Annotated in this window: 11 protein-coding genes and 1 pseudogene; 7 read left to right on the forward strand and 5 right to left on the reverse strand. The window is 66.3% G+C overall.

Annotated elements, in window-relative coordinates; translation table 11 throughout:
* Positions 1-7 precede the first annotated feature (7 nt).
* The 3 genes from G6N41_RS13360 to G6N41_RS13370 all read left to right on the forward strand — a co-directional run bounded on the left by G6N41_RS13360 (position 8) and on the right by G6N41_RS13370 (position 5,011).
* Positions 8-1,135: a GuaB3 family IMP dehydrogenase-related protein gene (locus G6N41_RS13360; protein WP_012393022.1), complete on the forward strand. Its 1,128-nt coding sequence runs from the start codon at positions 8-10 to the stop codon at positions 1,133-1,135.
* Positions 1,136-1,350: 215 nt separating this feature from the next.
* Complete coding sequence (locus tag G6N41_RS13365) at positions 1,351-3,177, forward strand: PPE family protein (protein WP_198967596.1); 1,827 nt, start codon at positions 1,351-1,353, stop codon at positions 3,175-3,177.
* Positions 3,178-3,265: 88 nt separating this feature from the next.
* Entirely contained in the window at positions 3,266-5,011 is a 1,746-nt protein-coding gene (locus tag G6N41_RS13370; RefSeq protein WP_198967597.1) for a GMC oxidoreductase, read from the forward strand.
* Between the two features lie 21 nt (positions 5,012-5,032).
* On the opposite strand, the pseudogene G6N41_RS13375 reads toward G6N41_RS13370, so the two are convergent.
* A pseudogene (locus G6N41_RS13375) lies at positions 5,033-5,929 on the reverse strand (TauD/TfdA dioxygenase family protein).
* 60 nt (positions 5,930-5,989) lie between these two features.
* Here G6N41_RS13375 and G6N41_RS13380 point away from each other — a divergent pair.
* Positions 5,990-6,565 (forward strand): TetR/AcrR family transcriptional regulator, encoded by a 576-nt coding sequence (locus G6N41_RS13380; protein WP_198967598.1) that lies wholly within the window; start codon positions 5,990-5,992, stop codon positions 6,563-6,565.
* Here G6N41_RS13380 and G6N41_RS13385 read toward each other — a convergent pair.
* The 3 genes from G6N41_RS13385 to G6N41_RS13395 all read right to left on the reverse strand — a co-directional run bounded on the left by G6N41_RS13385 (position 6,551) and on the right by G6N41_RS13395 (position 10,260).
* Positions 6,551-8,935 carry a glycoside hydrolase family 65 protein gene (locus G6N41_RS13385; protein ID WP_198967599.1) on the reverse strand — a complete coding sequence of 795 codons (2,385 nt, stop codon included), beginning with the start codon at positions 8,933-8,935 and terminating at the stop codon, positions 6,551-6,553. The genes G6N41_RS13380 and G6N41_RS13385 overlap by 15 nt on opposite strands.
* A complete protein-coding gene (locus tag G6N41_RS13390) occupies positions 8,932-9,672 on the reverse strand; it encodes a beta-phosphoglucomutase family hydrolase (RefSeq protein ID WP_198967600.1) in 741 nt (246 codons plus the stop codon). The genes G6N41_RS13385 and G6N41_RS13390 overlap by 4 nt, the downstream gene beginning before the upstream one ends.
* A 192-nt stretch (positions 9,673-9,864) precedes the next feature.
* Entirely contained in the window at positions 9,865-10,260 is a 396-nt protein-coding gene (locus G6N41_RS13395) for a nuclear transport factor 2 family protein (protein WP_020732020.1), read from the reverse strand.
* A 50-nt stretch (positions 10,261-10,310) separates the two neighbouring features.
* On the opposite strand from G6N41_RS13395, the gene G6N41_RS13400 reads away from it, so the two are divergent.
* A complete protein-coding gene (locus G6N41_RS13400; protein WP_198967601.1) occupies positions 10,311-10,928 on the forward strand; it encodes a TetR/AcrR family transcriptional regulator in 618 nt (205 codons plus the stop codon).
* Here the strand turns inward: G6N41_RS13400 and G6N41_RS13405 are convergent.
* The gene (locus G6N41_RS13405; RefSeq protein WP_198967602.1) at positions 10,925-12,481 is read right to left on the reverse strand and encodes a DHA2 family efflux MFS transporter permease subunit; all 1,557 of its coding nucleotides are present in this window, start codon (positions 12,479-12,481) and stop codon (positions 10,925-10,927) included. The genes G6N41_RS13400 and G6N41_RS13405 overlap by 4 nt on opposite strands.
* 78 nt (positions 12,482-12,559) lie before the next feature.
* On the opposite strand from G6N41_RS13405, the gene G6N41_RS13410 reads away from it, so the two are divergent.
* Both G6N41_RS13410 and guaA read left to right on the forward strand, forming a co-directional pair.
* Positions 12,560-13,243 (forward strand): winged helix-turn-helix transcriptional regulator, encoded by a 684-nt coding sequence (locus G6N41_RS13410; RefSeq protein WP_198967603.1) that lies wholly within the window; start codon positions 12,560-12,562, stop codon positions 13,241-13,243.
* Positions 13,244-13,321: 78 nt separating this feature from the next.
* Positions 13,322-14,899, forward strand: coding sequence for a glutamine-hydrolyzing GMP synthase (guaA, locus tag G6N41_RS13415; RefSeq protein WP_020727355.1), 1,578 nt, complete (start codon positions 13,322-13,324; stop codon positions 14,897-14,899).
* Positions 14,900-14,953 lie beyond the last annotated feature (54 nt).

Genomic DNA, 14,953 nt, shown 5'->3' on the forward strand with positions numbered 1-14,953 from the left:
GCAGATGATGGTTGAAATCGGCATGGGCCGCACTGCCCGTCGCACCTATGAACTCAGCGAGATCAGCATCGTCCCGTCGCGCCGGACGCGCTCGTCCAAGGACGTCTCCACGGCCTGGCAGCTCGACGCATACCGGTTCGAAATTCCGGTGGTGGCCCACCCGACCGACGCCCTGGTGTCCCCGGAGTTCGCCATCGAGCTCGGCCGCCTGGGCGGGCTGGCGGTGCTCAACGGGGAAGGTCTGATCGGTCGGCATGCCGACGTCGCGGCCAAGATCACCCAGCTCGTCGAGGCCGCCAGCAAGGAACCCGAGCCGACGGCGGCGATCCGGCTGCTGCAGGAGCTGCACGCGGCACCGCTGGACCCCGGACTGCTGGGTGCGGCGGTGGCACGGATTCGCGAAGCCGGTGTGACCACCGCGGTGCGGGTCAGCCCGCAGAACGCTCAGGCGCTCACGCCGGTGCTGGTGCAGGCCGGTATCGACCTGCTGGTCATCCAGGGCACCATAGTCTCGGCCGAGCATGTTTCCAGCGATGGCGAACCGCTGAACCTGAAGACCTTCATTTCCGAGCTCGACATCCCGGTGGTCGCCGGTGGCGTCCTGGACCACCGCACGGCCCTGCACCTTATGCGCACCGGGGCCGCCGGGGTCATCGTCGGGTATGGGTCCACCGAGGGGATGACCAGCAGCGACGAGGTGCTCGGTATCAGTGTGCCGATGGCCACCGCGATCGCCGACGCCGCCGCCGCACGGCGCGAATACCTCGATGAGACCGGCGGCCGCTACGTGCACGTGCTCGCCGATGGCGACATCCACACCTCCGGCGAGCTGGCCAAGGCAATCGCCTGTGGCGCCGATGCGGTGGTGCTGGGTACGCCGCTGGCGGAGTCCGCCGAGGCGCTCGGCGAGGGCTGGTTCTGGCCGGCCGCCGCCGCGCACCCGTCATTGCCGCGCGGGGCATTGCTGCAGATCGCAATGGGCGAGCGGCCGTCGCTGGAGCGGGTCCTCAATGGGCCGTCCGACGACCCGTTCGGCACCCTCAACCTGGTCGGCGGGTTGCGCCGATCGATGGCCAAGGCCGGTTACTGCGATCTCAAAGAGTTCCAGAAGGTCGGTTTGGCAGTCGGCGGCTGACGCCACCCACACCGGCTGGAGAGCCCGGACGCACTCGCCGATCGGTCTCGTCGCCGACGGTCCGCGCAAACCGCCAACATTGGGTTGGTATCCGAGTATGGTCCGCAGTTAGCGCAATGGGCTGCGGCTAGCAAACAAGCCCGTGCGCCGGGTACCGGTGGTGCCCAGCGAACGGGTCGGGCTCGACGGCTCGGTTCCGGGAAGGGACTGCTGAAATGAACTTTCCGATGTTGCCCCCCGAGATCAATTCGGCGCGGATGTTTGCTGGTGCCGGGTCGGGGCCGATGTTGAGCGCGGCCATGGCCTGGGATGGGCTGGCGGTCGAGTTGGGATCGGCCGCCGAATCGTTTGGCTCGGTGACGTCGGGGTTGGTGGGTTCGTCGTGGCAAGGGTCGGCGGCAGCGGCGATGTCGGCCGCCGCCGCGCCCTATGTGAGCTGGCTCAATGCTGCGGCGGTGCGGGCTGGCGCGGCAGCGCTTCAGGCCAAAGAGGTGGTCGGCGCGTTTGAGGCCGCGCGGGCGGCCATGATCCACCCGTCGGCGGTTGCGGCGAATCGAAATGCGCTGGTGCAGCTGGTGCTGACGAACTTGTTCGGGCAGAACGCCCCGGCGATCGCGGCGGCCGAGGGCAGCTATGAGCAGATGTGGGCCGCCTACGTCGCCGCGATGCTGGGCTATCACGGCGGGGCATCCGCCGCGGCGTCGGGATTGGCGTCGTGGCAGCAGGCGCTGCAGGGGCTGGCCGGCCCGGCCGCGTCGGTCATCCCGGGCTTGAGCATTGGCAATACCGGTGTGGGAAACCTGAGCATCGGCAACATCGGCGACTTCAACCTGGGCGGTGGAAACACCGGCAACCTCAATCTGGGCGGCGGAAACACCGGAAATGCCAACCTGGGTAGCGGGAACAACGGCTTCTTCAACCTGGGTAGCGGTAACACCGGCAACACCAATTTCGGCAACGGTAACCGCGGGAATCTGAACTGGGGCAGCGGAAATCTAGGCAACGCAAACGTGGGCTTCGGAAACTTTCTCGGCCAGGGAAACTTCGGCTTCGGAAACCGCGTCGGCGATGCCAACCTGGGCAGCGGCAACCTTGGCAACGCCAACTTCGGCAACGGAAATCTTGGTGACACCAACCTGGGTAGCGGGAACAACGGCTTTTCCAACGTGGGCTTTGGCAACCTCGGCAGCAACAATCTGGGCTTCGGGAACAACGGCGACAACAACATCGGCTTCGGCCTGACCGGAAACAACCAGGTGGGCATCAACCTCGCCGGACTCAACGGCGGCATCGGAAACATCGGTTTGGGCAACTCCGGTGACAACAACGTGGGGTTCTTCAACTCGGGCAGCAACAACGTGGGTTTCTTCAACTCCGGGGATGGGAACTTCGGTTTCGCGAACGCGGGTGACACCAACACGGGCTTTTGGAATGCCGGCCGGGTCAACACCGGCTTCGGTAACGGGGGCAACTTCAACCTCGGGTTTGGTAATGGGGGTGCCGCCAACGTCGGCGTCGGCAACGGCGGTGGCGGCAACCTGGGCTTCGGCAACTCGGGCACCGAGAACACCGGCAGCTTCAACTCCGGCGGCGACAATGGCCCCAACGGCGGAAACACCGGCAGCTTCAATTCCGGCTACGTGAACACCGGCTTTTTCAACTCCGGCTCCACCAATACGGGTCTGTTCAACGCGGGCAGCGTGAACACGGGCATCGGCAGTCCCGATACCCAACCGGGTTCGATCTCGGGTTTCGGTAACACCGGCGCGGGCGTCTCGGGCTTCAATGACTCGGGGGACGCCACCTCGGGCTTTATGAACGTCGCCACAACCTTCGGCTTTACCTCGGGAATCAACAACGTGGGCGACTACCAGGTGGGCCTGTTCAACACGGGCTTTGGCAACGCGGGAATCGCCAACTCGGGCAACACCACCTTCGGCATCGCCAACTCGGGTGCGTTGAGTTCGGGCATCTCGAACTCGGGCACCAACAGCTCGGGCGGTTTCAACACCGGCGATGACCAGTCGGGTTTCTTCAACTAGGCGCGGCCGCACCGGCGTGCGAATAGCGTGTAGTGAAGTATCGGGTGCCCCGTAGCGGATCGAATGTAAAGAAGGTCATACTGCAGCCATGAAGCCGGATTACGACGTCTTGATTATCGGTTCGGGTTTCGGGGGCAGTGTGAGTGCGCTGCGCCTGACGGAGAAAGGCTACCGGGTCGGCGTGCTGGAGGCCGGCCGGCGCTTCAGTGATGCCGAATTCGCCAAGGCATCCTGGGATCTGCGCAAATTCCTGTGGGCGCCCAAGCTGGGTTGCTACGGCATCCAGCGCATCCACCCGCTGAAAAACGTGATGATCCTGGCCGGCGCGGGGGTGGGCGGCGGATCGCTGAACTATGCCAACACGCTCTACGTTCCGCCGGACCCATTCTTCAACGACCAGCAGTGGAAACACATCACCGACTGGCGCGACGAGCTGATGCCGCACTACCAGCAGGCGCAGCGGATGCTGGGCGTGGTGAAAAACCCGACGTTCACCGACGCGGACCGCATCGTCAAGGAAGTCGCCGACGAGATGGGATTCGGTGACACTTGGGTGCCCACCCCGGTCGGGGTGTTCTTCGGTCCCGACGGCACCAAGACGCCGGGCAAGACGGTGCCCGACCCCTACTTCGGCGGTGCCGGCCCCGCGCGAACCGGCTGCACCGAATGCGGCGAGTGCATGACCGGCTGTCGCCATGGCGCCAAGAACACCCTGGTGAAGAACTACCTTGGTCTGGCGGAATCGGCTGGTGCCGAGGTGATTCCGATGACCACGGTGAAGGGCTTCGAGCAGCGGCCGGACGGGCTGTGGGAGGTTCGGACGGTTCGCACCGGCAGTTGGGCACGACGGGACCGGCGTACCTTCACCGCCTCGTACCTGATCTTGGCCGCCGGCACCTGGGGGACCCAGCATCTGCTGTTCAAGATGCGGGACAAGGGCAAGTTGCCCAGGCTTTCCAAGCGGCTGGGCGTACTGACCCGAACCAACTCCGAATCCATCGTCGGCGCCGCGACGTTGAAGGTGAATCCGGACCTGGACCTGACCCACGGGGTGGCGATCACGTCGTCGATTCACCCGACGCCGGATACCCACGTCGAGCCGGTCCGCTACGGCAAGGGCTCCAACGCGATGGGGTTGTTGCAGACGCTGATGACCGACGGTTCCGGTCCCAGCGGCACCGACGTGGCGCGTTGGCGCCAGCTGCTCGACCAGGCCGGGGAGAGTCCGCGCAGGATGTTCCGGCTGATCAACCCCCGGCAGTGGAGCGAGCGCACGGTAATCGCGCTGGTCATGCAGCACCTGGACAACTCGATCACGACGTTCACCAAGCGCGGCAAGTTGGGCATCCGCTGGTATTCCAGCAAGCAGGGGCACGGCGAACCGAACCCGACCTGGATCCCGGTCGGCAACCAGGTGACCCGCCGCATTGCCGAGAAGATCGACGGGGTGGCCGGCGGTACCTGGGGTGAGTTGTTCAACATCCCGCTGACCGCGCACTTCCTGGGTGGTGCGGTGATCGGCGACAACCCCGACAGCGGGGTCATCGACCCGTATCACCGCGTCTACGGCTACCCGACGATGTTCGTGGTCGACGGTGCCGCGATCTCGGCGAACCTTGGTGTCAACCCCTCGCTGTCCATCACCGCACAAGCCGAGCGTGCCGCCTCGCTCTGGCCCAACAAGGGCCAAAACGATGAGCGGCCGCTGCAGGGCGACGGCTACAGTCGGCTGTCCCCGGTTCAGCCGGAACACCCGGTGGTGCCCGCCGACGCGCCCGGCGCGCTGCGCTGGCTGCCCATCGATCCGGTCAGCCGGGTCAGCAGCGCGGGCTGACGCCGGGCGGCGCGCAGGCGGCTAGCCGGCCAGCGCCAGCGGTGCTCCGCTGATCACTTGGCTGCGCTGCCCGTGCACGTCGACCGGAACGTCGCCCATCAGCGTCACCCGGTGCAACAGCCGATGCTGGTCGTCGTAGTCGTCGATGGCCCGATGCTGGGTTGCCCGGTTATCCCAGATGGCCACGTCACCTGATTCCCAATTCCAGCGGATGGTGTTCTCTGGCGAGGTGATTCGCCGTTGCAGCAGTTCGAACAGCGCGCTCGATTCCTGGCTGTCCAGACCGACGAAACCGCGGACGAAGTCGCCGGCCAACAGCGTGCGTTCGCCCGTTTCGGGGTGCACCCGCACCACCGGATGTTCGGTGCGGAAATCGGGTTTCTGGAATGCCTGCCGGAACGCCTGTTGGGTGTCGGTCAATGCCTGGACCGCCTCGTTGGCCACGTAGTCGTAGCGGTTGGTGTGCAGTGCCCACAGGTTCTCCACGAGGCACTTGAGCGGTTCGGGTAGTTCGGCGTAGGCCGTCGCGGTGTTCGCCCACAGGGTCGACCCGCCGTAGTTGGGCAGAGTGACCGCGCGCAGGATCGAGGCCGCCGGATAGTTCGCGGCGAAGGTGACGTCGGTGTGCCAGCGGTTGGCCTTGCCTCACTCGGAGTTGATCGGCGTGATGATCGGCGCATCGGGCAGCGCGGCTGCCGCGGCCGGGTGGCCGATCGGAGTGCCCAACAACCCGGCGAACTGGAGTTGTTGCTGGTCATCTAGGTGGTGTTGGTTGCGGAAGAAGATCACCTTGTGCTCGAGCAGTGCCGCGCGGATCTGGTCGACGGCGGCCGCGTCGAGATCGGCTCCGAGGCTGACCCCATCGACTTGGGCGCCTATCCGGCTGCCGAGCTTCTTGACTGTTACCGGGTCTGTCATTGCTGTTCCTTAAGCAAACGTAGGGTGTAGTCAATTGACTACATCGGCTAGTGTAGTCGTGTGACTACAGGTTCGGCAATCCGTTCTCGAAAGACCCCCACTGGACGGGAAGAGGTGGCCGCGGCGGTGCTGGAAGCCGCCGCGGACCTGTTCGCCGAGCGGGGCCCGGCGGCGACGTCCATCCGCGATATCGCGGCCCGATCGAAGGTCAACCACGGGTTGGTGTTTCGCCACTTCGGCGCAAAAGAACAACTGGTCGGGGCCGTGCTTGACTACCTGGGCACCCACCTGACGGAGCTGTTGCGTGCGGGGACACCCGCCGATGGCCTCGAGCGGGCGCTGGATCGGCAGATGCGAGTGTGGGCGCGCACCCTGCTCGACGGATATCCGGCCGAGCAGCTGCAGACGCGCTTTCCCAATGTCGCCGAGCTACTCGACCAGGTGCGTGTCCATCACGGCGACGACACCACCGCGTGGCTGGCGGTCGCCAATGCCATCGCGCTGCGCCTGGGCTGGCGCCTGTTCGAACCCATGCTGCGCTCGGCGACCGGTCTGGACGAACTGGCCGACGCCGATCTGCGGCAGGCGGTGACCGATGAGGTCGCGCGCATCATCGAACCGTCAGGTCGCGGTTGAAGCCCACAACTTGGCGGCCATGTTGCGCCGGTGTACCGGCTCGCGACCTGGTGGCTGGGATGGTGGTGGCAATAGCGGTTTGTGCTTGTGCACCGCAATGGTGGTCGGCTTGGCCGAGCTGAGCCCGAGATCCTTGTCGGCATGGCGGATGGTCAGTTCCGCGCCCGGGCCGTCCCGCAGGGTGAAGGTGACGTTGGCGTGGGTGGCGTCGACGGTCAGCCGGTATCCGCGCCAACGCAGCCGGAACCGCAATCGCGAAATGCCGTCGGGCAGCTGCGGATCGATGGACAGGATGCCCTCGTCGTCGCGCAGCCGGCCGAAACCGCCGACCAGCGCGGTCCAGGCCCCGGCCAGCGACGCCATGTGCAGGCCGTCGCGGGTGTTGCGATGCAGATCGCGCAGGTCGATCAGCGCCGCCTCGTAGGCGTAGTCGTGGGCCAACTCCAGATGCCCGACTTCTGCGCACATCACCGCCTGGGTGCACGCCGACAGCGACGAGTCGCGCACCATGCGACGCTCGTAGTAGTCGACATTGCGGGCCTTCTGCTCCGCCGTAAACGCGTGGCTCTGCCACTGCATCGCCAGCACCAGATCGGCTTGCTTGATCACCTGGGTGGGGTAGAGGCGCACATAGGCCTCGTGCAGTAGCAGCGGGTAGGTCGTATTGGTTTCGAAGTCCCACTCGGCCAGGGTGGTGAACCCCTCGCACTGCTGGTGTACGCCCAGTTCTTCGTCGTAGGGGATGTTCACCGCGTCGGCCGCATCCCGCCAGGCCGCCGTCTCTTCGGTAGTGACACCCATGTCCTGGGCGGCCTCGGGGTGGCGCAGACAGGCGTCGGCCGCGGTGATCAGGTTGTGGGCCGCCATCAGATTCGTGAAGACGTTGTCCCGAACGATCGCTGTGTACTCGTCGGGTCCGGTGACCCCGTCCAGGTGCCAGATACCGTGGCGGTCGTGGTGGCCGAGCGAGATCCACAGCCGGGCGGTCTCGATCAAAACCGCTAGGCCACAATCCTTTTCCAGCGAATGATCGCCGGTGACGGTGCGGTACCGCTCGAATGCCATGGCGATGTCGGCGTTGATGTGCCAGGCGGCCGTTCCGGCCGGCCAGTAGGCCGAGCATTCCTCCCCGCGGATGGTGCGCCAGGGAAAGCTCGCTCCGTCCAGACCGAGTTCGGCCGCGCGCTCCTTGGCGAGGTCCAATGTCGAGGCCCGCCACCGCAATGCGTCGGCCACCGCGTGTGGTGCCGTATAGGTCAACACGGGCAGCACGAAGCCTTCCGAGTCCCAGAAAGCGTGGCCGTCATAGCCGGTTCCGGTCAGCCCCTTGCTCGGGATCGCCCGGCGCTCGGCGCGGGCGCTGGCCTGTAACAGGTGGAAAAGCCCGAACCGTACCGCTTGCTGGCACTCCGGGTCGCCCTCCACCTCGACGTCCGCGCTGTCCCAGAACTCGTCGAGGTAGGAGCGCTGCGTGTCGATCAGTCCCTGCCAACCGCTGTAGCGGGCACCGTGCAGTGCCCCGGCGACCTGGTCGCGCAGCGCGGGGCGCGAACGCAAACTTGACCAGCCATATGCCAGGTACTTGACGATGTGCAGTTTCTGTCCGGGCCGCAGCCCGCAGATCACCGTGGTGCGGGCCAGGTCGGGACGTGCGTCGGTGGTGATCTCGACCCGCCCGGGCACCTCGACCTCGTGGTCCATCGCGGCGGCCATCATCAGGGCGCTGCTGTGGGTGCGGTGCATCAGAAGCGCTCCGCACTCGGTGTTCTCGTGGTCGACGGCCTGCAGCGGGTGCTCCAGGATTGCCGACACGCGCGGGTCATCCGAGGTTTCCGGCTGGTCCTCGTTGGTGACCAGTTCGGACTGCACGGTTATCCGGGCGAAGTCGTCGACGGCCTCCACGATGTACTCGATGGCCGCGACGCTGCGATGCGACAGCGATACCAGCCGGGTCGATACGACCTTGACCTGCTTGTCCGCCGGCGAGCGCCAGTGGGTGCGGCGGGTCAGTGTTCCGGCGCGCAGATCGAGAATGCGCTCATGGGAGAGCAATTCGCCATAGCGCACGTCGAAGGGTTCGTCGTCGACCAGCAGTCGCAGGATCTTGCCGTTGGTGACGTCGACGACGGTCTGGCCGGCCTCCGGGTAGCCGTACCCGGCTTCGGCATAGGGCAGCGGGCGGATCTCGAAAAACGAGTTGAGGTAGGTGCCCGGCAGGCCGTAGGGCTCACCCTCGTCGAGGTTGCCGCGCAAGCCGATATGCCCGTTGGACAGGGCGAAGATCGACTCGGACTGGGCCAGCAGATTCAAGTCCAGCCGCGTCTCGCGAACCTGCCACGGTTCGACGGGAAAGGCTTCTTCGCTGATCATGACTGCAGCAGTTCGGCGAGATCGGTTATTACGACGTCGGCGCCGTTGCGCCGCAAATCTTGCGCCTGGCCCACTCGGTCAACACCCACCACGTAGCCGAAGTTACCGGCCCGACCGGCCTGCACGCCCGAAATTGCGTCCTCAAACACTGCGGCCGCATCCGGGGCGGTGTCGAGCAGCTGCGCTCCCCGCAGGTAGGAGTCGGGAGCCGGCTTGCCCGCGATGTGTTCCTCGCGCAACCTCACGCCGTCCACCCGCTGTTGGATGAACCGGTCCAGGCCGGTGATTTCGAGCACGTCGCGGGTATTGGCGCTCGACGACACCACGGCGATGCTCAGGCCCGCGGCCGAGACTGCCTCGAGATAGCGCCGGGAACCCTCGAACACATCCACGCCGTCTTTCTTCAGCACCTTTTGGAACATGTCGTTTTTGCGGTTGCCCAGGCCGTACACCGTTTCGAGGTCGCCGGGATCATCGGGACTGCCGTCGGGAAGCTGGATTCCCCGACTGCTCAGAAAGGAGCGCACCCCGTCTTCTCGCTTCTTGCCGTCCACATACTGCCGGTAGTCGGCGGCCGGGTCGAAGGGGACGAACTGCTCGCCCGTGCGCTCGGCACGCTCGGAGAGGTATGCGTCGAACATGGCTTTCCAGGCCTTGGTATGGACGCTGGCGGTGTCGGTGAGCACACCATCCAGGTCAAACAGACAGGAACGGACCTTCTCTGGGAGACCCAGCACGGGGGACCTCGCTTCCGGGTTGTTCGGGCGCTACCAGTTCACCATGCCCGCTCGGGTACCGCGCAGGGTTACTGCCCACCGGTGTACCAAACGCGGCCGCTACGTGCAGGTGCGTCGCGTCGGCTTCGGACGCTCGTGCAGGTTATTGGTGCACCGATCCGGAAAAGCCCGGAGATACGTTGTCTGGTGGGGTCAGGCGGCGAGGATGGCCAGGCGCTGCAATGGCGTGCGATCGAAGTAGACGTCATTTCGGCTCAGCCGATCGCCGTGCGTCAAAGCCAGATCCATGCCGTCGATCTCGACCTCGGTATCGCGGCCGATGAACCGGAAGCTGGCCCGCCAGAGCACCGCGGCGCCGTCCTCGTGGCGCAGGGGATAGGCCTCTCGCAAGGTCCAGTGCATCTGCCAGCGGTCGAAAAGCTTCGTCAAGTAGTGGCGCAGGGCCGCAGACCCCTCCACGAAGCCGCGGGTGTTCGGGTCGCGATAGCGAACGTCGGCGGTGTAGCAGCCGACGACGCGGTCCACTTCCTGGGTGTTCCAGGCTTGCAAGAGCCGCTCGGCCAGCTCGATGGCCTGTTCTCGGTGCATGGGCACTCCTAGAGTAATTCTCTAGTTTTCCAGAGTGTTACTCTGGCAGCATGGCCGGCACCCGGACAACCGCCCGTGCCGGCGGTGATCGGCGCGCGGCGATCACCGAGGCCGCGCTGAATCGGTTTCTCAGCCAAGGCATCGACGCCACCGCACTGCGGCAGATCCAGCGCGATGCCGGTGTCAGCAATGGCAGTTTTTTCCACCATTTCCCGAGCAAGGAAGTGCTGGCGGCGGCCGTCTACGTCGACTGCGTAACGCGTTACCAGCAGGCGTTGCTCAAGGATCTGGCGCGCTACCCGGATGCGGAGTCGGCGGTGCGCGGGATTGTCGGCATGCACCTGAGCTGGTGCACCGAGCACCCGGAGATGGCGCGATTTCTCATCACGATGACTGAGCCCGCCGTGCACCGCGCGGCCGCCGGCGAGCTGAGGTTGCACAACGAGCGCTTCGCGACCGCCGTGCAGACGTGGTGGCGCCCGCACGCTCACTACGGGGCGCTACACCCCCTGAGCCCGGCGCACAGCCAGGCGCTCTGGCTGGAACCGGCCCAGGAGTTGGTGCGGGCCTGGTTGCTCGGCAACCTCGCCGACCCCCCGAATACCGCTGACGCGGCGATCCTTGCCGACGCGGCGTGGTTGTGCCTGCGGGCCGGCCCGGCCGGTTAGGCCTGCGCGAGTGCCGGCTCGGTCTGTGCTGGTGTCGGTTGCCCGGCCCGGGCCGGCAGTAGCCAGCCGACAACGATCGCCGCTGCCAGTGCGATGCCGGCGCAGACCAGGGTTGCGACCTGCAGGCCGTCCAGGAACGCATGATTGACGGCGTCGCGTACCCCGGCGGCCGGTCCGGCCGGCAACTGGTCGATCACCTTGTGCGCCACCGCCATCGAACCTTTCATGGCCGAACGCACGTCGGACGGGAGGGTGGCCAAGGCCGACGCCGAGCCGAGCTGGCCGGAGTAGACGGATGCGAAGACGCTGCCCGCGATGGCGACGCCGAGGGTGCCGCCGAGTTCGCGGGTGGTGTCGTTGACCGCCGAGCCGACTCCGGCCCTGTCGGCCGGCAACGATCCCATGATCGCCTCGGTGGCCGCCGCGGTGGTGAGGCCCAGGCCGCCGCCCAGCAGCAGCATCTGCAGTGCGATCTGGGTATACGGGGTTGTCGCGTCGGCTGTGGACGCCCACGCCAGCCCGGCGGCGAACACCGCCAAGCCGGCGGCGACCACGGCGGTGGTGCCCACCCGTTCCACCAGGCGGGGTCCCAGGATGGCGGCCAGTGCAATCGAGAGGGCGACCGGTAGCAACCGCACCCCGGTCTGCAATGCCGTGTAGTCCTTGATGAATTGGAAGTACTGAGTGATGACGAAGATGAACCCGAACAGCGTCAAAAAGCCCGCGGTCACTGCCAGGCTGCCACCGGAGAACCGGCGGTTGGCGAACACTGATACGTCCAACATCGGATGGCTGCTGCGCCACTCCCACAGCGCGAATCCCACGAGAACGATTGCCGCCGCGATGAAGCCGCCGCTGGCGCGGGTGCTGGTCCATCCCCAGTTGGGCGCTTCGATGATGGTGTAGACCAGCGCTGTGATGCCGACCGCGGACAGCATCAGGCCGGGAACGTCGACGCGGGGTGCCGCCGGGTCGCGGGAGGTCGGTACGAACAGGATGGCGCCGGCCATGGCTGCGACCGCGATCGGAACGTTCACCAAAAAAATCGAGCCCCAGGAGAAGTGTTCGAGCAGCCAGCCGCCGGTGATCGGTCCGACGGCGACCCCGACGCCCACCATGGCCGTCCACAGCCCGATCGCCTTGGCGCGCGGAACCGGGTCGGTGAAGATGTTGGTGATCAATCCCAGCGTGGTCGGAAAGATGACCGCGGCTCCGACGCCCATGGCGGCGCGCGCCGCAATCAACGTATCCGCCGAATTCACCTGTGCGGCAATGGCGGAAGTGAGCGCGAACAAGATGAGGCCGGCGCTGAGCCAGCCTCGCCTGCCGTAGCGGTCGCTAAGGCTGCCGGCCGACAGCAGCAGTCCCGACATGACCAGGGTGTACGCGTCGACGATCCACTGCAGTTGTGCGGTATCTGCCTCCAGTTCGCGCGACAGCGTGGGCAGGGCGACGTTGACGATTGTGGCGTCCACGCTGATCACGAAGACGGATAGGCAGATAACGGCAAGCGCGGGGATCGGGTGATCCCGGAAGACGGGCTGAATACGCATGGACAAGACGATAAAGCTGATAGACAAATAAATCAAGTATAAACTTGAGTAAAGTGTCTCTGGTGGTAGGGTGACACAGTGTCTGCCCGCAACTACAACCAGAACTGCCCCATCGCCCGCGGGCTCGACATCCTCGGGGAGCGGTGGACCTTGCTGATCCTGCGCGAGTTGGTCGGCGGGCCCCGCCGCTACGGCGACCTGCGCGCCGAGTTGGCCGGCATTGCAACCAACTTGCTGGCGCAGCGACTCGCCGAGCTCCAAGAGCGCGGGCTCGTCGACCGAACCGAATTGCCCCCGCCGATCGGGCGGACCGTCTACACCCTCAGCGACGGCGGCTGGCGGCGGGTGTTGCCGGTCTTGCAGACCCTCGCGTGGTTCGGCCTGGACCTCATTGATCCGATCGACGACTCGAGCGTGGTTTCGCCGTTGAACGGCTTCCTCTCCGGAATCCTGCTGGGCTTCGACCCGGCCCGCGCCCCGGGGTTGGCTGCGACCTACCGTGCCGAGATCGACGGGCGCCGTTTCGAGTTCGCGGTGGAGCGCGGCCGCCTCGGGCCCGCCCGCGGGGCCCCGACGGTGACGATCACCGCCGCTGCGCTAGACCTTGTCACGGCCCGTTTGGGGGCAGACGAAGGCACCCGAAAAGCGGCCCTGGGGCGGATCGACTTCGATGGCGACTCCGGCGCCATCGACGCGCTGTGTACCGCGTTTTCGTTGTCGGGGAATTCGCCGCGAGCCAGGGGCGCCGCCAGCCGGTCCTAGTGTCGGGAATCGGTGCCGGCGGGTGAGGCAGCACCGGTCGGCGAACCCACTGGTGCTCAGCCTCTAGACTGATTGCCCGTGGCAGAACCCGTTGACCTCGATGTGGCTGGACCGGTGGGCCGGCCGGTGTTGGTGGTGGATTTCGGTGCGCAGTATGCGCAATTGATCGCCCGCCGGGTCCGGGAAGCGCGGGTGTTCTCGGAGGTGATCCCGCACACCACCTCGATCGAGGAGATCAAGGCCCGTGACCCGCTGGCGCTGGTGCTTTCCGGGGGGCCGGCCAGCGTGTATGCGCCGGGCGCTCCGCAGCTTGATCCGGCGCTGTTCGACCTGGGTCTGCCGGTGTTCGGGATCTGCTATGGCTTCCAGGTGATGGCACAGGCGCTCGGCGGAACGGTCGCTCATACCGGGACCAGCGAGTACGGCCGGACGGAGCTGAAAGTCCTTGGCGGCGACTTGCATTCAGACTTGCCCGACATCCAGCCGGTCTGGATGAGCCACGGTGACGCGGTCACCGCGGCCCCGGACGGATTCGAGGTCGTGGCCAGCAGCGCCGGTGCCGCGGTGGCCGCCTTCGAGAACCGGGAGCGACGCCTGGCCGGGGTGCAATATCACCCGGAGGTGATGCACACCCCGCACGGGCAACAGATCCTCGGCCGGTTTCTGCATGACTTCGCCGGGATCGGCGCCCGGTGGACCCCCGCCAATATCGCCAATGCGCTGATCGAGCAGGTACGCACGCAGATCGGCGATGGCCACGCCATCTGCGGACTGTCCGGTGGGGTGGATTCCGCGGTGGCCGCGGCGCTGGTGCAACGCGCCATCGGTGACCGGTTGACCTGTGTCTTCGTCGATCACGGGTTGTTGCGTGCCGGCGAGCGTGCGCAGGTGGAGCGCGACTTCGTGGCCGCGACCAAGGCCAATCTGGTCACCGTCGACGTGGCCGACACCTTCCTGGCGGCCCTGTCGGGTGTGACCGACCCCGAGGGCAAGCGCAAGATCATCGGTCGCCAGTTCATCCGGGCGTTCGAGGGCGCGGTGCGCGATGTGCTGGATGGCCGCGACATCGAGTTTCTGGTGCAGGGCACGCTGTATCCGGACGTGGTGGAATCCGGCGGAGGCAGCGGCACCGCCAACATCAAGAGCCACCACAATGTCGGCGGTCTGCCCGACGATCTGAAGTTCACCCTGGTCGAGCCGTTGCGGCTGCTGTTCAAGGACGAGGTGCGCGCGGTCGGGCGGGAGTTGGGTCTGCCGGAGGAGATCGTTGCGCGCCAACCTTTTCCGGGGCCGGGCCTGGGCATCCGGATCGTCGGGGAGGTCACCGGGCAGCGGCTGGACACGCTGCGTCGCGCCGACTCGATCGCACGCGAGGAGTTGACCGCGGCGGGCCTGGACAACCAGATCTGGCAGTGTCCGGTGGTGCTGCTGGCCGATGTCCGCTCGGTCGGAGTGCAGGGCGACAACCGCACCTACGGGCATCCGATCGTGCTGAGGCCGGTGTCCAGCGAGGACGCCATGACCGCTGACTGGACCCGGGTGCCCTTCGAGGTGCTCGAGCGCATCTCGACCCGCATCACCAACGAGGTGCCCGAGGTCAACCGCGTGGTACTGGATGTCACCAGCAAGCCGCCGGGCACCATCGAGTGGGAATAAGAGTGGGAATAAGAGAGCCGCGACACTTAACCGGTTGCGAAGACGCGCCGGCGC

It is taken from the genome of Mycobacterium shottsii, assembly GCF_010728525.1.
GTDB lineage: Bacteria > Actinomycetota > Actinomycetes > Mycobacteriales > Mycobacteriaceae > Mycobacterium > Mycobacterium marinum.

Coding starts and splice junctions, on each gene's coding strand:
- G6N41_RS13360 (WP_012393022.1), top strand. CDS start 8: ATGGTTGAAATCGGCATGGGCCGCACTGCCCGTCGCACCTATGAACTC.
- G6N41_RS13365 (WP_198967596.1), top strand. CDS start 1,351: ATGAACTTTCCGATGTTGCCCCCCGAGATCAATTCGGCGCGGATGTTT.
- G6N41_RS13370 (WP_198967597.1), top strand. CDS start 3,266: ATGAAGCCGGATTACGACGTCTTGATTATCGGTTCGGGTTTCGGGGGC.
- G6N41_RS13385 (WP_198967599.1), bottom strand. CDS start 8,935: ATGATCAGCGAAGAAGCCTTTCCCGTCGAACCGTGGCAGGTTCGCGAG.
- G6N41_RS13395 (WP_020732020.1), bottom strand. CDS start 10,260: ATGCACCGAGAACAGGCCATCGAGCTGGCCGAGCGGCTCTTGCAAGCC.
- G6N41_RS13400 (WP_198967601.1), top strand. CDS start 10,311: ATGGCCGGCACCCGGACAACCGCCCGTGCCGGCGGTGATCGGCGCGCG.
- G6N41_RS13405 (WP_198967602.1), bottom strand. CDS start 12,481: ATGCGTATTCAGCCCGTCTTCCGGGATCACCCGATCCCCGCGCTTGCC.